18 protein-coding genes are annotated in these 22027 nt (G+C 69.8%); 6 read left to right on the forward strand and 12 right to left on the reverse strand.

The annotated features are described in order from the left end of the window. Positions 1-55 precede the first annotated feature (55 nt). The 4 genes from infB to rimP all read right to left on the reverse strand — a co-directional run bounded on the left by infB (position 56) and on the right by rimP (position 5140). A complete protein-coding gene (gene infB, locus AB8K43_RS06180; protein ID WP_370892533.1) occupies positions 56-3052 on the reverse strand; it encodes a translation initiation factor IF-2 in 2997 nt (998 codons plus the stop codon). Positions 3053-3180: 128 nt separating this feature from the next. Beyond that, positions 3181-3597, reverse strand: coding sequence for a YlxR family protein (locus AB8K43_RS06185; protein WP_370892535.1), 417 nt, complete (start codon positions 3595-3597; stop codon positions 3181-3183). Then, positions 3531-4619 (reverse strand): transcription termination factor NusA, encoded by a 1089-nt coding sequence (gene nusA, locus AB8K43_RS06190; RefSeq protein WP_370892537.1) that lies wholly within the window; start codon positions 4617-4619, stop codon positions 3531-3533. The genes AB8K43_RS06185 and nusA overlap by 67 nt, the downstream gene beginning before the upstream one ends. A gap of 14 nt (positions 4620-4633) precedes the next feature. Further along, complete coding sequence (gene rimP / locus AB8K43_RS06195; RefSeq protein ID WP_370892539.1) at positions 4634-5140, reverse strand: ribosome maturation factor RimP; 507 nt, start codon at positions 5138-5140, stop codon at positions 4634-4636. An 89-nt stretch (positions 5141-5229) separates the two neighbouring features. Here rimP and AB8K43_RS06200 point away from each other — a divergent pair, with 89 nt between their 5' ends. Both AB8K43_RS06200 and AB8K43_RS06205 read left to right on the forward strand, forming a co-directional pair. Further along, positions 5230-6165 (forward strand): DUF4439 domain-containing protein, encoded by a 936-nt coding sequence (locus AB8K43_RS06200; RefSeq protein ID WP_370892541.1) that lies wholly within the window; start codon positions 5230-5232, stop codon positions 6163-6165. Then, on the forward strand, positions 6162-7085 hold the full coding sequence (locus tag AB8K43_RS06205) for an aminoglycoside phosphotransferase family protein (RefSeq protein ID WP_370892543.1): 924 nt from the start codon (positions 6162-6164) through the stop codon (positions 7083-7085). Before AB8K43_RS06200 ends, AB8K43_RS06205 begins: the two co-directional genes overlap by 4 nt. 9 nt (positions 7086-7094) lie before the next feature. Here the strand turns inward: AB8K43_RS06205 and AB8K43_RS06210 are convergent, their stop codons facing one another. Together AB8K43_RS06210 and AB8K43_RS06215 are read right to left on the reverse strand one after the other, a co-directional pair. Beyond that, entirely contained in the window at positions 7095-7808 is a 714-nt protein-coding gene (locus AB8K43_RS06210; protein WP_370892545.1) for an HNH endonuclease family protein, read from the reverse strand. Positions 7809-7819: 11 nt separating this feature from the next. Beyond that, positions 7820-8119 carry an excalibur calcium-binding domain-containing protein gene (locus tag AB8K43_RS06215; protein WP_370892547.1) on the reverse strand — a complete coding sequence of 100 codons (300 nt, stop codon included), beginning with the start codon at positions 8117-8119 and terminating at the stop codon, positions 7820-7822. A gap of 95 nt (positions 8120-8214) precedes the next feature. Here AB8K43_RS06215 and AB8K43_RS06220 point away from each other — a divergent pair, with 95 nt between their 5' ends. Then, a complete protein-coding gene (locus AB8K43_RS06220; RefSeq protein ID WP_370892549.1) occupies positions 8215-10200 on the forward strand; it encodes a thioredoxin domain-containing protein in 1986 nt (661 codons plus the stop codon). On the opposite strand, the gene AB8K43_RS06225 is transcribed toward AB8K43_RS06220, so the two are convergent. From AB8K43_RS06225 to AB8K43_RS06235, 3 genes are read right to left on the reverse strand one after another with little or no spacing between them, the layout of a single operon-like run. Continuing rightward, entirely contained in the window at positions 10190-10759 is a 570-nt protein-coding gene (locus tag AB8K43_RS06225; RefSeq protein WP_370892551.1) for a histone deacetylase, read from the reverse strand. The two genes, AB8K43_RS06220 and AB8K43_RS06225, sit on opposite strands and share 11 nt — an antisense overlap. Beyond that, the gene (locus tag AB8K43_RS06230) at positions 10756-11328 is read right to left on the reverse strand and encodes a histidine phosphatase family protein (RefSeq protein ID WP_370892553.1); all 573 of its coding nucleotides are present in this window, start codon (positions 11326-11328) and stop codon (positions 10756-10758) included. The genes AB8K43_RS06225 and AB8K43_RS06230 overlap by 4 nt, the downstream gene beginning before the upstream one ends. Positions 11329-11354: 26 nt before the next feature. After that, positions 11355-11834, reverse strand: coding sequence for a pyridoxamine 5'-phosphate oxidase family protein (locus AB8K43_RS06235; RefSeq protein WP_370892555.1), 480 nt, complete (start codon positions 11832-11834; stop codon positions 11355-11357). A gap of 151 nt (positions 11835-11985) precedes the next feature. Between AB8K43_RS06235 and AB8K43_RS06240 the strand changes: the two genes are divergently transcribed. Continuing rightward, positions 11986-13434 carry a cobyric acid synthase gene (locus AB8K43_RS06240; protein WP_370892557.1) on the forward strand — a complete coding sequence of 483 codons (1449 nt, stop codon included), beginning with the start codon at positions 11986-11988 and terminating at the stop codon, positions 13432-13434. Next, the gene (cobF, locus tag AB8K43_RS06245) at positions 13431-14240 is read left to right on the forward strand and encodes a precorrin-6A synthase (deacetylating) (protein ID WP_370892559.1); all 810 of its coding nucleotides are present in this window, start codon (positions 13431-13433) and stop codon (positions 14238-14240) included. The genes AB8K43_RS06240 and cobF overlap by 4 nt, the downstream gene beginning before the upstream one ends. A 98-nt stretch (positions 14241-14338) precedes the next feature. Here the strand turns inward: cobF and AB8K43_RS06250 are convergent, their stop codons facing one another. Next, entirely contained in the window at positions 14339-14764 is a 426-nt protein-coding gene (locus AB8K43_RS06250) for a hypothetical protein (RefSeq protein ID WP_370892561.1), read from the reverse strand. A 418-nt stretch (positions 14765-15182) separates the two neighbouring features. Between AB8K43_RS06250 and AB8K43_RS06255 the strand changes: the two genes are divergently transcribed. Beyond that, positions 15183-15431, forward strand: a complete 249-nt coding sequence (locus AB8K43_RS06255; protein WP_370892563.1) for a WhiB family transcriptional regulator — start codon at positions 15183-15185, stop codon at positions 15429-15431. Between the two features lie 93 nt (positions 15432-15524). Here AB8K43_RS06255 and AB8K43_RS06260 read toward each other — a convergent pair whose 3' ends face one another. Then, positions 15525-16994, reverse strand: coding sequence for a sensor histidine kinase (locus tag AB8K43_RS06260; protein WP_370892565.1), 1470 nt, complete (start codon positions 16992-16994; stop codon positions 15525-15527). Between the two features lie 44 nt (positions 16995-17038). Continuing rightward, entirely contained in the window at positions 17039-21880 is a 4842-nt protein-coding gene (locus AB8K43_RS06265; protein ID WP_370892567.1) for an NAD-glutamate dehydrogenase, read from the reverse strand. Positions 21881-22027 lie beyond the last annotated feature (147 nt).

Genomic DNA, 22027 nt, shown 5'->3' on the forward strand with positions numbered 1-22027 from the left:
GGGTGTGCCCGACCAGATCGGTCGGGCACACCCCCTTCGTCATGCCAGGGTTCGATCAGACCCGCGGCTTCTCGCGCATCTCGTAGGTGGCGATGAGGTCGCCCACCTGCAGATCGTTGAAGCTGCCGAGGTTGATACCGCACTCGTAGCCCTCGCGGACCTCGGTGACGTCCTCCTTGAAGCGGCGAAGTCCGGCGACCTCGATACCTTCGCTCACGACGACGCCATCGCGGGTGATCCGCGCCTTCGCGCCTCGGTTGATCGTCCCGCTGCGGACCAGCGAACCGGCGATATTGCCGAACTTGCTGGAGCGGAAGATCTCGCGGATTTCGGCGGTCCCGAGCTCCACCTCTTCGAACTCCGGCTTCAGCATGCCCTTCAGGGCCTGCTCGATCTCCTCGATCGCCTGGTAGATGACCGAGTAGTACCGGATCTCGACGCCTTCGCGCTCGGCGACCTCGGCGTTTTGTCCTTCGGCCCGCACGTTGTAGCCGATGATGATCGCGTCCGAGGCCATCGCCAGGTTGATGTTGTTGAGCGTGATCGCGCCAACACCGCGGTCGATGATCCGCAGGTCGACCTCGTCGCCGACATCGATTTGCAGCAACGCATCCTCGAGCGCCTCGACCGAACCGGACACATCGCCCTTGAGGATGAGGTTGAGGGTGTCGACCTTGCCCGCAGCGAGGGCCTCGTTGAGGTCCTCCAGGCTGATCCGCTTGCGCGCCTTGGCCAGCGAGGCCTGACGGTCGGCCGCTTCTCGCTTCTCGGCGATCTGGCGAGCCGTGCGGTCATCCGGAGCGACCACGAAGGTGTCGCCGGCCCGGGGCACGCTGGACAGGCCAAGAACCTGAACCGGACGGGACGGGCCCGCCTCGTCGAGGGTCTCGCCATGCTCATCGAGCAGCGCCCGAACGCGCCCGTGGGCGCTCCCGGTGACGATCGCATCGCCGACCCGCAGGGTGCCGGACTGGACGAGCACGGTCGCCGTGGCGCCGCGGCCCTTGTCCAGGTTGGCCTCGATCGCGACACCACGCGCGTCCCGGTCGGGGTTGGCGCGCAGGTCGAGCGCGGCGTCCGCGGTCAGCAGCACCGCCTCGAGGAGGTCATCGATGTGCAAGCCCTGCTTGGCCGAGACGTCGACGAACATCGTGTCGCCGCCGTACTCCTCAGCCACCAGGTTGTACTCGGTCAACTGGCCACGGACCTTCGCCGGGTCAGCGCCCTCGACGTCGATCTTGTTGACCGCGACCACGATCGGCACGTCCGCCGCCTGGGCGTGGTTCAGCGCTTCGATCGTCTGCGGCATGACGCCGTCATCGGCCGCGACCACGAGGATCGCGATGTCGGTGACCTTCGCACCGCGGGCACGCATGGCGGTGAACGCCTCGTGACCCGGGGTGTCGATGAAGGTCAGCGCGCGCTCTTGACCGTCGTGCTCGCGGTGGATCTGGTAGGCACCGATGTGCTGGGTGATGCCACCGGCCTCTCCAGCGACGACATCGGCATTACGGATCGCATCGAGCAGGCGGGTCTTACCGTGGTCGACGTGACCCATGACGGTCACGACCGGCGGGCGAGCCGCGAGGTCCTCTTCGTCCTCGGAGGCCACGTCGATGTCGAGGTCGATGTCGAAGGACTCGAAGAGCTCACGCTCCTCTTCCTCCGGGGAGACCATCCGGATGTCGTAGCCGAGTTCGGCGCCGAGCAACTTGAAGGTGTCCTCATCGAGCGACTGCGTCGCCGTGGCCATCTCACCGAGGTTGAACAGCACCGTGACGAGCGACGCCGGGTTGGCATTGATCTTGTCGGCGAAGTCGGTGAGGGAGGCACCCTGACGCACCTGCACCACGGTGGAGCCGTCGCCGCGGGGGACGATGACACCGCCGATCGAGGGCGCCTGCATCTGCTCGAACTCTTGGCGCTTCGCGCGCTTGGACTTGCGCTGCTTGCTCCGGCCACCACCGCGACCGAAGGCACCTTGGGTGCCGCCACGACCACCGGGGCCGCCACGGTAGCCACCGGGGCCACCACCGGGACGACCGCCGCCGGGACCGCCGCGGAAGCCACCGCCACCGGGACGACCGCCGCTGGGACCGCCGCGGAAGCCCCCGCCACCGGGACGACCGCCGCTGGGACCGCCGCGGAAGCCCCCGCCACCGGGACGACCGCCGCTGGGACCGCCGCGGAAGCCCCCGCCACCGGGACGACCGCCCGCGCGGGCGGGACGCTCACCGGGGCGAGCGACGGCCGACGACGACGGCATCATGCCCGGCGACGGGCGGTTGCCACCCGGGCGCGGGGCGCCAGGGCGCGGACCAGCAGCGCCCGAGCCACCCGGCCGGGGGGCCGGACGGCCACCCTGCGGGCGGGGCATGCCCTGCTGCGTGCTGAAGGGGTTGTTGCCGGGGCGCGGGCCGCCCTCGCGGCGCGTGCCCATCCCCTGCTGAGAGGCGAAGGGGTTGTTGCCGGGGCGCGGTCCCCCGGGGCGCGGGCCACCCGGGCGCGGGCCCGGGCTTTGCCGCTCGCTAGGAGCTGGGCTCGCCGGCTTCGCGGCAGGCCGCGGGCCAGGAGTCGCCGGCTTCGGGCCGGGAGCAGCCTGAGCCGCCGGAGCGGCGGGAGCTGCCGGCTCGGCCGGAGCCGGAGCGGGAGTGGGAGCCGGAGCCGCGGGCTCGGCTGCGGCCGGCTCGGGCGCTGCCGGTGCGCTCGGCGCGGCGGGTGCCGGCGTCGGAGCGGCCGGTCCGGGGACCGGTGCGGCCGGGCGAGCCGGGCCGGGTGCGGGAGCCGCGGGGGCGGCCGGAGCCGGTGCCGACGGGGTCGGCGCGGGCTGGTCGGCTGGCGCCGAGGGGGTCGGAGCCGCCTTCTTCGCGGCGCGCTTGGCGGTTGCGGGGTCCGGCGTCGGGGGGTTTTCCCGGACGCGGCGGACGACGGGTGCCTCGATCGTCGACGAGGCAGCCTTGACAAACTCACCCATATCTTTCAGGTGAGCAAGCAGGGTCTTGCTGGATACCCCGAGCTCCTTGGCGAGCTCGTGGACGCGGACCTTGGCCACGTTTCTCCTTCTCTGGTCCGCGTGCCAAAGAGAAGGCGCGGACCGTGGTTAGTGCAAAAGGGTGATCATCGCTGAGTACTCATCGGGTGCTCATCAGCGTCAAACCCGCCTTCGGTTGTTGCTTACGGTCATGGACAACGCTGCTGCGCGAGCGCCTCGAGGTAGGCCCGGACCGGCTCCACACTCCCCGCATTGCACCGCAATGCGCGAGGAAAAGCCCGGCGACGGACCGCGAGATCGAGACAGTCGATCCGGGGGTGGAGCCATGCTCCACGTCCGAAGAGACGACACCGCGGGTCGGGAATCACGGCGGGTCCACCGCCCTCATCCGTCCCTGCGACAACTCGCAGCAACACCGACCGGCTATCCGTCACCCGGCATCCCACGCAGGTCCGCTCGGGACCTGCTGGAGACGACGCGTCGCGGAGTCCAGTCCGGTCGGTCGTTCCTAGTCTAGCGGGTTCGGTACCGGCACCGCTCACCCCGATGCTTCCTGGGGCGCAGTCGGCTCCGGTGCGGTGTCCGGGCGGATGTCGATCCGCCACCCGGTGAGCTTCGCGGCGAGCCGGGCGTTTTGCCCTTCCTTGCCGATCGCGAGCGACAGTTGGTAGTCCGGGACGACGACCCGAGCCGAGCGCAAGGTCGGGTCGACGACGGTGACCGACTGGACCTTGGCGGGCGAGAGCGCAGCCGCGATGAAGGTCTGCGGATCATCCGAGAAGTCGACGATGTCGATCTTCTCGCCCTGCAGGTGGGTCATCACGGCCCGCACCCGGGCCCCCATCGGGCCGATACACGCGCCCTTGGCATTAAGACCCGGGACCTTGCTGCGCACCGCGATCTTCGTCCGGTGCCCGGCCTCGCGCGCGATCGCGGCGATCTCAACGCTGCCATCGGCGATCTCCGGGACCTCCATCGCGAAGAGCTTCTTCACGAGGTTCGGGTGGGTACGCGAGAGGTTGATTTCCGGTCCGCGAAGACCCCGCCGAACGCTCAACACATAGGTCCGCAGCCGCTCGCCGTGGACGTACTTCTCGCCCGGCACCTGCTCGGAGACCGGCAGCATCCCCTCGACCGTGCCGAAGTCGACGCTCACGTGCCGCGGGTTGGGGCTTTGCTGGATGACCCCGGCGACGATGTCGCCCTCGCGCCCCCGGAAATCGCCCAGGATCGCTTCGTCTTCGAGGTCGCGCAGGCGCTGGACGATCACCTGGCGAGCGGTGGCCGCTGCGACTCGACCGAAGCCGGTCGGGGTGTCGTCAAACTCCGGTCCGTACTCCTTGCGATACCGCGGGCGGGCGGCTTGTTCGTCCTCGCCCTCGCCGTCTTCGCCGACCTCTTCGCTCGGCGGCAGCTCCTCGGCCGGAACCTCGACGAGGTACTCCTCGCGCGCCCAGACGACAACATGACCGCTCTTGCGGTCGAGTTCGACCCGGGCGGTGCGGCTCGCGCCCTCGGTGCGGTGGTAGGCACTAAGCAGCGCAGACTCGATGGCTTCGATGAGCACATCGAGCGGGATTTCTCGCTCACGCTCGAGGGCCTTGAGGGACTGAATGTCGATATCCATGTCAGATCGTCTCCTTAGATGGCGTCTGGCCGGTTGAACTCGACCTGGACCTGGCCGCGGGCGATATCGGTGTACTCACGACGTTCGGGCCGCGCTGGCGCCTTGTCGGTAGCTGGCACCTCGAGATCCACGCCCCCGTCATCGGTCGCGAGGATGCGAGCCGTGATCGTGGGCTGCTCGGCGGCGGTGATCTCTACCAAGCGCCCCACGTTTCGGCGGAAGTGAGCAGGTTCGGTGAGCGGCCTGGAAACTCCCGGCGAGGACACCTCCAACACATAGGGCTGGTTGCCGAGCACATCGCTGTCGTCGAGGGCTGCGCTCACCCGGCGGGTCCCCTCGGCGAGCTCGTCGAGGGTCAGGGGCGCGACGGGAGTATCCCCGACCACCCCGTCGACCGGCCGGTCGACGGTGACCCGAACGACCCGCCGCTTGCCGGCGGGCGTGATCGTGACGTCCTCGAGCGCGAACGTTTCCCCGAGGGCGGGCTCGACGATCGATGCGACGGCAGCGCTTTGTGCCATGAGCCCCACGCCCTTCCTGGCCGATATTGACATTGCTTCGCGAACAGTCCTCCACTCTAACCGGCCGAACGCATGCGATCATCGACCCCATGCCCGAGATGCCCCACCTGAGTCGCCGCGCCGCTCTCGTGGCGGCGGCCGGTGGCCTCACCGCGGTCCTTACTGGCTGCGGGGTGCGGCTGGACGAGAACGCTCCCGCTCTGCCCTTCATCCCGACTCGAGGTCCGTCGTCCGCCGAGATCGCTCTGCTCGCCGCCTATGGCTCGCTCGCGACCCGCGCCGAGTCCGCGACCGGCGACCTGCGGACCTTGCTGCCGGAGCGCGCCGAGGGTCTGCGTCATGCCCTCGAAGGGGTCGGCGTTACCGCGGCAGACCTCGACACCGCACGCCGGGAGACGGCCAATCCCCCGCCCCTCGGTGAAGAGATCGTGGCCTTGCGCCTTGGGCTGAGCGACTGCCCGATCGGACTGTTGCCCCTCACGGGTTCGCTGGTCGCGGCCTCGATGACCGAGTCCGAGGAGATGATGACCCTCTGGTCGGTCGGCGCCGAGGAGCCCCGCGAGTGGTCCGACCCGGCGCCCGCCAAACCCGCGCTGCAAGCGACCCGAGCGGCCCTGTGGGCGGCGACGATCGTGGTCGCCCGGTCCGCACCCGCTGATCGCGAGCTCGCGCAGCAGATGGTGACGGCGCTCAGCGAACTGCAGACTCGCCAGATCACTGCCTCGGCCGACGACGGGGCCGATGCCGCCCTCGGGTACTCCCTGGACCAGCCGGCCTCCACGCCGGAGGAGGTCACGGCGCTAGCGCGGACCACGCTCGAGCGGCTCACCGCCTCCTACGCGCAGGTCTTCTCCCATGTCGACGCCGACCGGACCGCGGCCTTCGAGGTCTCCAACTGGCTGGCGTCGGCGCAACAGCTCGCCGCGCAATGGGGGGTTCCGATCCCCCCCTTCCCCGGATTGGCCGACCCGGCCACGGCGCCCGACGAGCCCAGCCCCACCGGTCCGTCGAGCACCTCACCGTGAGGACCGAGGACGCGGCCGCCCTGCTCGCGGATCCTCGCCTCGCTCCCTTCCTCACCCGGATCGCCCGCCTGACGGGCGAAGGGGGTCCGTCCGGCGCCGACTGGCTCGCCGGCTTGCCACGCCTGATCGCCTCCCAGATCGATGAATGGGGTCTGGCACTGGACGGGGAGCCGCTGACGGGGCGGACCGCGCTGGTCCTACCGGTTCGCGACGCTGACTCGCGGGCCGCCGCCCTGAAGCTCCTCTGGCCCCACGACGAGGCCGCTGGCGAGCATCTCGCCCTTCGCGCCTGGGACGGACGCGGCGCCGTGCGACTGCTGCGGGCCGATCCTGCTCGTTCGGTCCTGCTCCTCGAGCGCCTCACCGCTCGCGATCTCACCGAGGTTTGGACCGACGAGGCCTGCGAGGTCGTCGGGGGCCTCTACCGCGCGCTTCACATCCCGGCTTTGCCTGCCCTCCCCCGCCTCAGCACCTGGGCGCGGCGGCAGGCCGACCGCCTTGAGCGCGCACCGGGACTCCCGCGGCGGCTCGTCGCGCAGGCGCGCTCGCTCATCGCCGATCTCACCGCGGACCCCGCGTGCGATGCGACCCTCATCCACACCGATCTGCACTCCGCCAACGTGCTCGACGACGGCACCGACTGGGTCGCGATCGACCCCAAACCGCTCGGCGGTCATCCCGCCTTCGAGGTCGCGCCGATGCTGTGGAATCGCGCCGACGAGTTGGGCTCTGGCCCTTCCCTTCGATGGTCCGTGCGACACCGGCTGGAGATCCTCTGCGAGGTCGGTGGACTCGTCCCCGAGGAGGCGCGGGACTGGACGATCGTGCGCGAAGTAGTCCAGGCCGCCTGGGCCAGCGAGATCGGCGACCGAGAGCGCGTCAGCCTGGCGATGGCGCTGATCAAAGCCGTTGGCGACTAGGGCTGCGCACTACGCCGTACAGGTCGAGATCATCTCGACGAGGGCGCGGCGCTCGCTCGCGTCGAGCGAGAGTTCCCACCTCGCCTTGATCCCGATCCAGCGGCGCGCGTACTCGCATTGGTAGGACTTCTTGGGCCGCCACGCGGCCGGGTCCCCATCGCCCTTGCGGGCGTTGATCACCCCATCGACGGCGAGCAGGGCGTCCAGATCGTTGGCGAAGAGCCGCCTCTTGCCATCGCCCCAGGTCGCAGCGCCCGAGATCCACGCCTCGGCCAGCGGGACGACGTGGTCGATCTGGATCGCCTGTGCCGACGCCGGGTCCTTGAGGTTGTCAAAGACGAGGCGGCGACCGCTGTACGGATCGATCCACGTCCCGCCGATCACGTCGTGCGGACAGCGGCCCTGGCGGGCAACCTTGACCGTCCCCGCCACCGCGTCGCGCAGAAGGACATCGTCACGTTGATTGCACCCATTGCCGTCGACATCGGACCAACGGGAGCCGAAGGCAGCGCGCTCATACCCACGCTTGGTCGGCGAATCACGAGGGGTGACCGGCAGGGTGACGAGGGTAGAGAGGGCACCCGGGGTGGTGAGCAGCGAGGATCGTGAGCCGGCCTGCAAGCCCCCTTCTGCGGGGCCGAAGTGATGGGCGGCCCCACTCGCCGGCGAACCGGCGATGGCGATGGTGCAGGCCGCGAACGAAGCGGCGAGCGCGGTCCGCACGCGTCGCGGACTCAGCGCTTCTCGCAGGCGATGCCGTCCTTGTCGCGGTCGAGGCCCCGGTTGTAGCGCATCGCGGTGTTGTACAAGCTGTTGGATCGCTTGAAGTTCGTGACCGGACGACCCGACGAGGTCCGATCGCGCGCCGTGGTCTTGCCGACCCCGTGCTTGTACGTCTTGTTGAGTTGGGTGCAGTTCTTCGTCCAGGCGGGCTTGCTCGCCGCCTGGGTCGGCGCGGCCGCCACGGCGATTCCAGCAAGAGAAGTCACCATGGTGGCGGTCAGGGCGGCAGCGATCCGGCGGCGAAGAGGCATGGCGCACAGTGTGGCAGCAAGCCGCCGAGCGCGCTCCCCCTTCGGTTCACCTCGCGCGTGACATGGGCCACCCCCTTCTGCGCACACTAGGGATCATGGCGAACCGGCTCGCAGATTCCTCGTCCCCCTACCTCCGCCAGCACGCCGAAAACCCCGTGGATTGGTGGGAATGGGGTGAGGAGGCCTTCGCCGAAGCCCGGGGACGGGACGTGCCGATCCTGCTCTCCGTCGGGTATGCGGCCTGCCACTGGTGCCATGTGATGGCCCATGAATCCTTCGAGGACGATGCGGTGGCCGAGGTCCTCAACGCCGGCTGGGTGAGCATCAAGGTCGACCGGGAGGAGCGTCCCGACGTCGACGCCGTCTATATGAGCGCCGTGCAGGCCCTTACCGGTCGCGGCGGGTGGCCGATGACCTGCCTGCTGACCCCGGCCGGTGAGCCCTTCTGGGCAGGGACCTACCTGCCCCGCGAACAGTTCCTGCAGTTGCTCGAATCTGCCGGTGACGCGTGGCGGGATCAGCGCGCCGAGCTGCTGTCCTCGGCGGGTCGGATCGCGAGTCAGCTGGCGCAGATCGGCGCGCCCCAGGCGGGCGCGGCCATCGACGATGAGACGACCGCCCGCGCCGTCGCCTCCCTGCGCCGCTCCTACGACGAGGCGCGCGGAGGTTTCGGTGGCGCGCCGAAATTTCCGCCGTCGATGGTCCTCGCCTTCCTCCTGCGCCATCACGCGCGGACCGGCGACGCCGACGCCCTCGCCATGGTGACCGGGACCTGCGAGGCGATGGCCCGCGGCGGCATGTACGACCAACTCGCGGGCGGTTTCGCGCGGTACAGCGTGGACGCGAACTGGGTGGTCCCCCACTTCGAGAAGATGCTCTACGACAACGCGCAGCTACTCCGGGTGTGTAGCCATTGGTACCAGGCAACGGGATCCCTGCTGGCTCGCCGGATCGCCTCGGAGACAGCGGATTTCATCATCGGTGATCTCGGGACGGCGGAGGGCCTCTTCGCCTCGGCTCTGGACGCCGACACGGTGATCGACGGCCACTCGATCGAGGGGGCCACCTACGTGTGGACTCCCGCGCAACTGGTGGAGGTGCTGGGCGAAGGGAGTGGGGCTCGCGCCGCGAGCGTGCTGGAGGTGACCGATGCGGGCACCTTCGAGCACGGGAGTTCGACCCTTCAGCTGCGCGCCGACCCCGATGATCGGGATTGGTGGAAGAGGGTGCGCGAGGCGCTGTTGGCGGCCCGCAGCGAGCGGCCTCAACCGGCGCGCGATGACAAGGCGGTCACGTCGTGGTGTGGGCTCGCGATCGCGGGGCTGGCCGATGCGTCGGTCATCCTCGACCGTCCGGCGCTCCTGGAAACCGCCATCCGCTGCGCCGACCGCGTGCTCGCCGAGCACGTCGTCGACGGGCGGCTGCGGCGGGCCTCCCTTGGTGGGGTGACGGGGACGCCGCTCGCCGTGCTCGACGACTACGGCAATCTCGCCGAGGGATTGCTGGCGCTCTACCGGGCGAGCGGAGACCCGCTCTGGCAGGAGCGCGCCGGTGGCCTGCTCGATGACGCGATCCGTCTCTTCCGCGAGGGCGACCTCTGGTACGACACAGCGAGCGACGCCGAAGACCTCATGACCCGTCCCGCATCGACGAGCGACGGCGCCGAACCCGCTGGTGCGTCGGCGATCGCGGGCGCCCTGCTGACCTACGCCGCGCTCACCGGGAGCGAGAAGCACCGCGACGCTGCCCGCTCCGCTCTCGCGATGCTCGAGCCGGTCGCGCGGCGGGAACCACGCTTCGCCGGGTGGGCGCTCGCCGTCGCCGAGGCCGATCTCGCTGGCCCCCTTCAGGTGGCGATCGTGGGCGAAGGGGGAAGCGCCGACGCCCTTCGCGAGATCGCGCTCGCCTCGACGTCCCCCGGGCTCGTCGTCGCCAGTGGAGTCCCCGATGCCCCCGGCCAACCCTTGCTCGAACAACGCCCGCTCGTCGGTGGACGTCCGGCGGCGTATGTGTGCCGCGGGATGGTCTGCGACGCGCCGGTCACGACCGTCGATGCCCTGCGCGAGGCGCTCACCCGCTGAGGTGTCGATCGAGATAGGCCGATGACTCGGCGGCGGCGAGGCCGTGCGATTCGGCGAGGCCGCGAGCGATCATCTCCCGGTAGAGCGCGCCGGGCGGATTGGGTGCGATATCGGCCCACCGAGAGGCCGAGATCGTGATGACCGCGAGGCCGTCGAGTTCGCCGACGAGGTGGAGGGTCTCGTAGCGGCCGGGACCGAGTTCGTCGCGCCCGCGCCGGATCACGGGGGCGAGGTCCACCAGGCTGCCCGGCGCGCGGTGCATCTCCTGGGCCGCGAGATCGCTCAGCTGCTCGCTCGTGATCCGGTAGGCGCGAGCGAGGGTCGGGCCCGGCCGGTCCGGGTCATAAAACGCGATCCCTCCTCCCCAGGTGAGGGATTCCCAGCCGAAGAACAGGCCTCCCGGCAGCGTGATCGGCCGGTCGTCACGGGGGTCGCTCGGGTCTCGGGCACCGCTCATCTCGCGAAGCGCCCCCTCCGGCCGCCCTCCCCGCAGGTAGGTGAGGAAGCGGGACCGCAGCAGGTTTGACCCGTAGGCCGCGTACCAGACCTCGTCGGTCATGAGGCGGGGATCGATCGGATCGAGCCGTTACCCACCTGGACCTCCCAATCGACCTCGCGGTGGCCGCGTCCGGCGAGGTACGCCTCCATCACCCGAATCGTGTCGCCGTGCGAGACGAGGACGAGATGGTCGACCGAGTCGGAGCGCGCCTGATCCACTTCGCTACCGACGAAGGTAGAGACGCGGCCATAGACGTCCTCGATGGATTCTCCTCCCCCCCAGCGGATCTCGGCGACGTGTGCCCCCTTCGGCGTCTGCTGCGGCCGAAGATCACGGGTGAGGACACCTTCCATGGCACCGAGCGCCTGCTCTCGCAGGGCAGGGTCGAGGCGTACCCGGACCCCGAGCGCTGCGCCGATGACGGCCGCCGTCTGGCTCGCTCGGACGAGATCGGAGGAGATCACCCGCGCCCGCGCGGAGCCGACAACCTCGACGAGGTGTCGTGCCGCCCCATCCGCTTCGGCCTTGCCGCGAGCGGTGAGCGGTGGATGCACGGTCTGACCCTGGAGCCGGCGCTCGTCATTCCAGGTGGAGCGGCCATGGCGCACGAGATGGACAGTGAGGCTCACCGGGGCTGAGGGGGGGGGGCTCGGCTTTAGAGGTCGACGATCCCGCTGTCGCCGAGATCGGTGGTCTCGTCGCTGAGGCGCGCCTTGATGAGCGAGACAACCATGGCGGCCTTGCCCGGCGAACTCCAGTACTGGGCGGTGTCGGCACGGACCTCCAGTAGGCCGGAGTTCGGGTCCTCGGGCCCCCCTTCCATGAAGGAGTCGGTCATCGCCCCCCAGAGTTCCTCCAGGCGCTGCGGGTCCTCCACGATGGCCGCGGTCCCGCTGAGCGAGACGTACCCCTCGTTGCTGGAGTAGAAGACGTTGACGTCCGGGTTCGCCGTGATGTGCCGGACCTTGTCGGAGTCCTTCTCGGTGATGAAGTAGATCGTCGCCGGGTCCTCGAAATCCTGAGTGCCCATCGGCGTCGACACCAGGCGGCCCTGGTCGTCGCGGTAGGTGAGCGCGGCGATCCGCGCGGCGCGCATGATCTCGGCGGTGAGTTCCTTGGGGTCGTCGTGCGACATCTGCGGCCTCTTCATCGTCCGGTGGTCGGTCGCGGGCGGCGACCTCGGTGACCTTCACCCTAGCGCCGGGCCGCACCTCTTCGGGGTCGGAGCGACGACGCGATCTCGGCGGGCGGGGCTCGACCAGCGGGCCTCGTTAGACTCCACGCTCGTGCCAGGACTGCTCGTGACCGGAACCAGCTCCGACGCGGGCAAGTCCCTCGTCGTCACCGGCCTCTGCCGCGCCATCGCCCGACGCGGGGTGAGCGTCTCCCCCTTCAAGTCCCAGAACATGTCGAACCACTCCATGGTCTGCGCCGACGGCTCCGAGATCGGTCGGGCGCAGTACTTGCAGGCCCAGGCTGCGGGGGTCGAGGCGAGTTCGCTGCACAATCCCGTCCTGTTAAAGCCTGGCAGCGACCGGCGCGCTCACGTCATCGTGCGCGGGCGGCCGGCCGGTGAGCTCATGGCGGGCGAGTACGCGACCGGTCGACGGCACCTCGCCGAGGCCGCCTTCGCCGCCTTCGCCGAACTCTCCGAGAGCGTCGACCTCGTGATCGCCGAGGGAGCAGGCTCCCCCGCCGAGATCAACCTGCGCGCCGGCGACTACGTCAACATGGGCCTGGCCCGGCGCTTCGAGCTCCCGACCCTGTTGGTGGGCGATATCGACCGCGGCGGAGTGCTCGCCTCGCTCTACGGGACCTGGGCGCTGCTCGATGAGCCCGATCGCGAGCTGCTCACCGGATACCTCATCAACAAGTTCCGGGGCGACGCCTCCGTGCTCGCGCCCGGCCTGGAGATGATCACCGAGCGCACCGGGATGCCGAGCCTCGGAGTCCTGCCCTGGCTCGAGGACGTGTGGATTGACTCCGAGGATGCGCTCTCCGTGGGCGCCTGGAGGGACTCGGCGCGCACCGACGGCCCGCGCCTCACGGTCGCCGTGATCCGTTTCCCGAGGACGTCGAACGCCACCGATGTCGACGCCCTCGCCGCCGAGCCGGGCGTGGACGTCACCGTGACCCGGGACGCCGACCTCGCGCGCGAGGCCGACCTGCTCGTCCTGCCCGGTTCGCGGGCGACCACCTCCGACCTGGCCTGGCTTCGGCGGACCGGGCTCGCCGAGATCGTGCACGACCGGGCCGCTCGCGGTGCGGCGATCCTCGGAATCTGCGGCGGGTACGAGATGCTCCTCGACGAGATCGAGGACAACGTCGAAGGGGGCGCCGGGATCGTGCCGGGCCTGGGGCTGCTCCCCGGCCGGGTGGTCTTCGCGCAAGACAAGGTCCTCGCGCGGCCGTCCGGCACCTGGCGTGGGGTGCCCGTCGACGGCTACGAGATCCACCACGGCGTCGTCACCGCTGGCTCGGGCGACGAGTTCCCGGGCGGACACGCGCTCGGGCCGACCCGCGGATCGATTTGGCACGGGACGTTAGAGAGCGACGCCTTCCGGCGGGCGCTGCTGAGCGAGATCGCGGCGGCGGCTGGCTCCTCCTGGCGGCCCGTCGCGGGCGCACCGGGCTTCGCTGCGCGCCGCGAAGCCATGATCGACACGCTGGCCGACGCGCTCGAGACGCACGTGGACCTGACCCAGGTGCTCGAGTTGGCGGGAGTCTCGCGATGAGCAGCGACACCACCCCTTCGCCCCGACGGATCGAGGTCATCGGGATCGGCGCGGGTTCGCCGGAGCACGTCACGGGGGAAGCGGCGGCCGCCCTCGCCGCGGTCGACGTCTTCCTCGTCGCCGACAAGGGCGCCGCGAAGGACGAACTGGTCGAGGTCCGGCGCGCGATCTGTGAGCGCTGGATCCCGGCCGAGCGCGAGTACCGCTTCGTTACCGTGCCCGACCCCAAGCGGGGTCCGGACGCCGATCGCGATACCGCGCAGTACGAGAAGGGGGTGCGCGACTGGCACGCCGCGCGCACCGACGCCTACGTCGCGGTCATCGAGGCGCTGCCACCGGATGCGGTGGTGGGCTTCCTCGTCTGGGGCGATCCCGCCTTCTACGACTCAACGATCCGCATCGTCGACGCGATCGGCGAACGGATCCCGACGACGGTCCACGTCGTCCCGGGCATCTCCGCCTTCCAGAGCCTCGCTGCCGCGCACGGGATCGTCCTGCACCGGATCGGCGAACCGATCCACATCACCACCGGGCGCCGCCTCGTCGACCAGTGGCGCACGGCGGGCGCGGCCGGCATCGATCTCGGCACCGTCGTGGTCATGCTGGACGGGCATCTGGCCTGTCAGGACCTCGCCGCCTCCGATCCGGACGCGCTGATCTGGTGGGGCGCCTACGTCGGGATGCCCCAGCAGCAGCTGCGCTCCGGGCGTCTCGGCGACGTCATCGGTGAGCTGATCGCCCTTCGTGCCGAGCTCAAGGCGCGCCACGGCTGGGTGATGGACGTCTACGCCCTGCGCCGCCCTTAACCGGACCGTCCCGGGAAACTCCCGACATCTCGCGGAACTCCACGGGATTCCCGGAAGATCTGGGGACCCGCGTCGCGGAGGTATCGATCGGGGCCCGGCTACGGGCGGTCGGTCACGTCCTCGACGTCGACCGAGGGCGAGCCCCAGGCCGCGAGGATCGCGATCACGGCGAGCAGCGCGATCGGCCCGCCGATCAACCAGCCATTGGCCTGCACCAAGGTGATCGACGCGGGCAGGAGCAGGAGGTTCCAGACGATCGTCGGGGTCTTGACCCACCGGCGGCCTCGCCACCAGTGCACGCCCACCACCGCGACGAGGACGGCGAAGAGGGCGGTGAGGACCAGCGCCATCGAGGCAACGGACGGATCGTCCGCGCGCAGACCCGCAAGGCCCAACAACTCCGCCGCATAGGTCGCCGCCACCGCCATCAAGGCTGCGGCCTGGATCAGGCACACGGTGCCCGCAACCTTGGCGTGGCCGGTCGCGCCACTCTGCTCGCTCATCGGGGTCGCACGTTCGCTCATCGCGCTGCTCGGTTTTCCTTTGCTTATCGGGTCCATCGGGTCATCTCGGCTCCGGACCGATCGCGCAGCGGTCCTTTCGTGTCCGGGTCGGACGTCTCACCGTGGAGCGCAGCGTCGCGACCCGCTCCACAGAGCGGTAGGGCTGGGGTACCCGCCGGTAGGGTCCGCCTCCGGCCCCGACCGTCGACCCGAGGTGACCGACCGAACACCGCTTCCGACATAAAAAGTCCTCCGGAAGCGTTGGCAAGAGGACACCTTATCCCTGACAATCGTTAAGCACAGCAGCACCGTCTCCGTCAGCGCAGACCGGCCTCGGTGATTGGGGGGACCACCAGATCCATGGCTCCCCCCTTTGGTTGTGCAATGCCGCGGCCCTTCCCGCCGACCGGCCCGCAATATTTAAAGGAGAACACACCTCATGGACTGGCGCGATCGCGCAGCCTGCCTGGACGAAGACCCCGAGCTGTTTTTCCCGATTGGGAACACCGGCCCGGCGATCGCCCAGATCGAGGAAGCTAAGAAAGTCTGCCGCCGTTGTGAAGTCATCGACACCTGCCTGAAGTGGGCCATCGAGTCCGGCCAGGATGCCGGGGTCTGGGGCGGATTGTCCGAGGACGAACGACGCGCCTTGAAGCGGCGCAACGCCCGCGCCCGCCGCGCCGGCTGACCTCGGGCGCGAAGGTCACCGCACGAAATACCGATGGGCTCCCCGCCGCTGGCGGGGGGCCTTTTTCGTGCGCTGGCACCGTCGCTCGGAGCGTCAATCAACGGGGCGCAGCTGCGCCGAGAAGCGGACCCGCGTGCCGTGGGGTTTGAGGTCCTCCCAGCGGATGGTGCCGCGCAGGTCCTGCACCATCGAGGTCACGATGCGGGTGCCAAGGCCCGCCCGCCCGGGCCGGAAACCCGCGGGGATGCCGACCCCGTCGTCGGTAATCTGCACCCGCAAGATGTCCTGACCGTCCTCGACCGAACGCTCCCCCTCGACGGTCACTCGCCCGCCCTCGGCGAGCCCATGCTCGACCGAGTTCTGCACCAACTCGGAGACCACGAGCGCGACGGCCGTGGCGTCCTCCGGGCGCATCTGCCCGAAGGACCCGCTCACAGCGGAACTGATGTGACCAGTGGTCGAGGCGAGTTCGACGACGGCGCGCAGCCCACGCACGGCAATGTCGTCGAAGTCGACGGTGTCGGTAAACCCGGTACTGAGCGCCTCGTAGACCATCGCGATCGACCCCACCCGGCGGACCGCTTCAGATAGGGCCACCCGCCCGGCCTCGTCGTCGATCCGCCGGGCCTGGAGCCGGAGCAGCGCCGCGACGGTCTGCAGGTTGTTCTTCACCCGGTGATGGATCTCGCGGATCGTTTGATCCTTGCTCATCAATTCGTGCTCGCGGCGGCGCAACTCGGAGACATCGCGAAGGAGCACGATCGCCCCGGCCCGTCGTCCCCCGACGAGAAGGGGGATCGCGCGAAGGGAGACCGCCGCGCCATCGGCGGCGACATCGGCCCGCCACGCAGCGCGCCCCATCGTCACGACCGCGAGCGCCTCATCCACCGGCCCGTCGTGTCGCGGCAGGCTCCCGACGATGGTCGCGAGGACCTCCCCTTCGATCGCACCGGAGTGGCCCAACCGCCGGATCGCGCTCGTCGCATTGGGGCTCGCGTAGAGGATCTCGCCGCGGTCGTCGAGGTGCACGACCCCGTCGCCGACCCGCGGCGCCCCCCGACGCAGACCCGTCGGCGATCCCGGGATCGGCCAGGCTCCCTCCCCCACCATGACCGTCAGGCGATCGGCGAGGATCCGGTAGGTGGACTCGAGCGGACTGTTGGGGCGCGATCGGTCGAGGTTGGTGTGTCGCGTGAGGACCCCCAACGTGCGGGCCCAGCGGCGCACGCCCACGGCGATGACCTGGACCCGCTCGAGGCGCTCGGTCGAGGCGGTTTCCTCGGCCACGAGCTCCCCGCCGGCGTCGTGCGCGCGATCCAGCAGCGCCGTGAGGGGCTCCCCTGCGCTCCGGCCGACGAGGTCGTCGACGTAGACCATCGGCCCGGTCATCGGCCGCGTGTGCGCAGCCGCCACCCACCCGTCCTCGTGGCGCACCCAGAGCACAAGATCGCTAAAGGCGAGGTCGGCGAGGAGCTGCCAGTCTTCGACGAGCAGGTGGAGCCACTCGGCGTCGACCGGCTCGAGCCCGGTGGTGCCCTTCAAGACATCGGCGAGGGTGCGCACGCCGCGATCCTAACGAGCGGGTGCGCCCCCTTCGGCCAGATCTCCTAGCGGGCCACCGAACGCAGCGAGCGCAGCGCGACCGAGAGCGCGGCCACCGTGGGCGTGGGCAGGGCCCGGATCGCCGCGAGCGGGGTGCTGACCCGATCCCAGGACTCGTTGTGCGCCTCGACCCAGGCCTCGAAGGCGGCGTCGGCATCGCCGTGCGCGTCTGCGGTCTCGAGCACCGAGCGGGTGAGGGATTGCAGGGTCGCGTAGAGGTCATCGCGAAGCGCCGCCCGGGCCAGGGCATCCCAGCGCTCCTCGCGTGGCAACGCGGTGACCCGGCTCAGCAGGTCGTCGATCCCGAAGCGCTCCGAGACCGTGTAATAGATCGCCGCGACCTCCTGCGGATCGGCGCCGGTGTCGGCGGCGATGTCGGCGATATCGAGCAGCGAGTACATATCGAGCAGCGCCCCGGACCAGCGGGCGAGATCGCTCGGCACACCCTCCTCGACGAGCTCGTCGACCTTCGCCTGCAACCGCTGCGCCTCATCCCCCTTCAGCAGGGTTGAGACGAGCGGAGCCAACCGGTAGACGACCGGCGCGAAGCGCTCGATCTCGGCGTCGATCGCGAGCTTGCCTGGGCGGGCCGCGAGGAACCACCGCACCGACCGGTCGAGGAGTCGCCGGAACTCGAGGTAGAGCCGGGTTTGGACCCCCGTCGGGACGACGTTATCGAGCGCCTCGACTCGGTCGACATACTCGCGCAGGCCGAAGATCTGCCGCCCGACGATATAGGCGCGCGCGACCTGCTCGCTCGTGGCGCCGGTCTCCTCCTTCGCCCGGAAGATGAAGCTGATCCCGCCGCGGTTGACGATGTCATTGGCGATGACGGTGGTCACGATCTCGCGCCGGAGGGGGTGCGCCTCCAGCCGGTCGCCGTAACGCTCCTGGATGGCCTCTGGGAAGTACCACTTGAGCAAGGGCAGCGTGGCCGGGTCGTCGGGCAGATCGGAGTCGAGCAGATCGCTCTTCATCGCGAGCTTGGAGTACGCGAGCAGGACCGCGAGCTCGGGGCTCGTGAGCCCCACGCCGTCTGCGGCACGCTGCTCGACCTCGCTGGTGCTCGGCAGGAACTCCAACTCGCGGTCGAGTTCGCCGCGCTCTTCGAGGCGCTGCATGAAACGCTCGTGGACGGTCAGCATGTCGCCCCCTTGGGCGCGGGCGTTCCCGAGCAGGACGTTTTGCTCGTAGTTGTCCCGCAGCACCTTGGCACCGACCTCGTCGGTCATCGATGCGAGCAACTCGACCCGGCCGGGCTCATCGAGATCACCGGCGGCGACGATCTCGCCGAGGAGGATCTTGATGTTGACCTCGTGGTCGGAGGTGTCGACACCCGCCGAGTTGTCGACCGCGTCGGTGTTGATCTGCACCCCGGCGCGGGCGGCGGCGATCCGACCGAGTTGGGTCGCGCCGAGGTTGCCACCCTCGCCGACGACCTTGACCCGCAGCTGATTGCCATCCACCCGGATCGCGTCATTGGCGCGGTCGCCGACATCGGCGTCGGACTCCTCCGGACCCTTGATATAGGTCCCGATCCCGCCATTCCAGAGCAGGTCGACCGGGGCGAGCAGGACCGCGTGGATGAGATCGGAGGGGGTCATCGCCGTGGTCTCCTCGGGCAGCCCCAAGGCCTCACGCATCTGCGGGCTCACCGGGATCGACTTGGCCGTGCGCGGCCAGACTCCTCCCCCTTCGCTGATCAGCGAGCGGTCGTAGTCGTCCCACGACGACCGCGGCAGGTCGAAGAGGCGGCGTCGCTCGGCATGCGATGGCGCGGCGTCGGGGTTCGGATCGATGAAGACATGGCGGTGGTCGAAGGCGGCCACCAGGCGGATGTGTTCGGACAGGAGCATCCCGTTGCCGAACACATCACCGCTCATGTCGCCGACGCCGACCACGGTGAAGTCTTCGGTCTGGGTGTCATGGCCCAGCTCGCGGAAGTGGCGCTTGACCGATTCCCACGCGCCCCGGGCGGTGATGCCCATCCCCTTGTGGTCGTAGCCGATCGACCCGCCGGAGGCGAAGGCGTCATCGAGCCAGAAGTTGTATTCGCGCGAGACCGAGTTCGCGAGGTCGGAGAAGGTCGCCGTCCCCTTGTCGGCCGCGACCACGAGATAGGGGTCATCGCCGTCATGGCGCACGACATCGGCGGGTGGGACGACCTCCCCGTCGATGCGGTTATCGGTGAGGTCGAGCAGGCCGGAGATGAACGAGCGGTATGCCGCCTTCCCCGCCTCGAACCACGCGTCGCGGTCGATCGCGGGGTCCGGGAGCTGCTTGGCGAAGAAGCCCCCCTTCGACCCGGTGGGGACGATCACGGCGTTTTTGACCATCTGGGCCTTGACGAGCCCGAGGACCTCGGTGCGGAAGTCGTCTCGGCGATCGCTCCATCGCAGGCCGCCGCGCGCCACCGCCCCGAAGCGCAGGTGGACGCCTTCGACCTGCGGCCCCTGGACCCAGATCTCGAAGGCGGGCCACGGCTTTGGCATATCCGGCACCTTGGCGGGTTCGATCTTCAGCGAGATCCACCCGCGGGATCGACCCTCGTCATCGACTCGGTAGTAGTTCGTCCGCAAGGTGGCGCGGATGACGGCGACGAAGGCGCGCACGATCCGGTCGTGCTCGAGCGAGCTGACCTCATCGAGGGCCGTGTCGATCCGCTCGCGCACCTCCTGCTCGGCCGCGGCCCGCTCCTCGCCGGCCACGCCGTCGAAGCGTCGCGGGTCGAAGCGAGTTTCGAACAACTCGACGAGGTCGGTGGCGAGCGCGGGGTTGTCGACGAGCGCCTGGGAGAGGGAGTCAAGGCTCCACGTCGCCCCTGCCTGGCGGAGGTAGCGCGCGATCGTCCGCAGGATCTGCACCTGCCGCCAGGTCATCCCGCAGCGGATCACGAGCGCATTGAAGCCGTCGGATTCGGCCCGGCCACCCCAGACGGCTTCGACGGCGCCCTCGACGAGTTCGCGCAGTCGCTCGTGCGAGTGGGCTTCCCAGATCGCGGCATCGGAGACCCGCAGCCCGAAGTCGTAGACCCCGGCGTCGCGCCCGTCGCGGCGGGTGAGGTGGTACGGCTCCTCGTCGACGACCTCGACGCCCATCGCCCGAAAGACCGGCATGATGTCGGTCAGCGTGACCGGATCGAGGCTAAAGAGCTTGTAGCGGCGCATCCGCGGGTCGCCCTCGCCCATCGTGCGCCGCGGGTCGTACAAGGCCCCCGCGCTGCGCCGCTCGTCGCTCAACCGGGCCAGGTTTTTCAGGTCCGCGACCGCCTGCGGAGGACCGAAGTTGTCCTGGTAGTCGGCGGGGAATCCCCCTTCGAAGGGGGAGATCAGGGCCTCGGCCCGCTCGGCTCCGACGAGTTCATCGGCGCGCGCGTGGAGGTTCTCGGTCCACGACCGCGCGGCGTTCGCGACCTGCTCGGCGAGGTCCGCGGCCATCGCTTCGTCCGGCGCGCTCATCTGCCCGCCGTCGCTGCGGCGCAACGTGAAGTAGAGCCGCGCCAGGTTTTCCTCCGAGACGTGGGCGGTATAGGTCGCCTCGTCCGCATCGAGGCCCTGGCGCAAGACCTGCTCGATCTTCAGCCGCACGGTCGTCGTGTACCGGTCCCGTGGGATGTAGACGAGCGCGGTGACGTAGTGCCCGCGCTCATCGGTGCGAAGGAACAGCGCCGATCGCCGCTGGTGCTCCAGCGACATGATCTGCATCAAGACCCGCTCGAGGTGGTCGGTCGAGGCCTGGTAGAGCTCGTCGCGCGGGAAGGTCTCCAGGATCCGAAGCATGTGCGCTCCGGAGTGGGAGTCCGGCGCCCACCCGGCGTCATCGAGGATGCGCGCAACCTTGTCGCGGACCATGGGGATCGACTGCACCGATGCGGTGTAGGCGCTGGAGGTGAAGAGGCCAACGAAGCGGCGCTCGACCAGGCGGCCATCGGCGCGGCGGTGGCGCACGGCAATGTGGTCGGGGAAGATCGCGCGGTGGACGCGGGAGCGCACTCGCCCCTTGCCGATCGTGAGGGGATGATCGCTCGTCACGAGGGCCACGTCCCCCGGCGACATGACCGAGAGCTCAGAGGGGGCGATATCGGCGCGTAGGACGCCGAGCCCACTTCCGGCGATCGGGACGAGTCGGGCCCCGTCGGCGTCCTCACGGACGTCGTTGTCGCGCGAGCCCAGGAATGTGAAGTGATCATCGGCCAGCCAGCGCAAGAAGTCCGCGGCTTCGCGTCGCTCCTCTCGGCCGCCGGGGCCGATCGTGTGGGCGCTCGTCAACTCATCGGCCAGGGTGAGGGCCTCGGCTCGCATCCGCGACCAGTCCTCGGTGGCGGTCCGGACGTCTTCGAGGGCCGCGCGCACTGCCGCCGCGAGCTCTTCGGCATCCTCGTTCGTGAGGTCGGTGTCGAGCTCAACTCTCATCCATGACTCGGGTGCGACGCCATATCCGAAGTGACCGCCCGCGGTGACGTCCTCGTCGAGCACCTCCTGCAGGTCACCGGTCACATCGCGCCGGACCAGCAGTTGGGGATGGATCACCTGGTCGACGGAGTACCCGGCCTGAGCCATCACGCCAAGGATCGAGTCGACGAGGAAGGGACGGTCGTCGGTCACAATCTGGGTGACCGACCCGGTGACGTCGACGGCCGAGGTGCCTTGTGGCCGGTGCTCCGCGAGCTCCCGATGTCCCCGCGCGATGCCGACGAGGTCCTGCGCGGAGCGGCCCTGCACCTGCCCGACATCGACATGTCGGAAATACCGAGAGACGAAGGGGGCGTCGTCCCCGGCCGCTGCTGCCGCGGTAGCGGCGCAGGTGCGGCGTTCGTCGAGCGAGTGGTCACCGGTCCGGTCAGCCATGGGTGGGCATCCTTTAACAACGTGTCTCGATCGCGACGGGACCTCGTCGTCTCGTCGTCGAGACGAGCCTAACGTGGTGTAGATCACCTCGGGCACGGCCCTCGGCGGTCGGCCGGGGTCAGCGCGCATCGGTCGGTCCTGTGGACA

This window comes from Janibacter sp. GXQ6167, from assembly GCF_041365945.1.
GTDB lineage: Bacteria > Actinomycetota > Actinomycetes > Actinomycetales > Dermatophilaceae > JBGFSK01.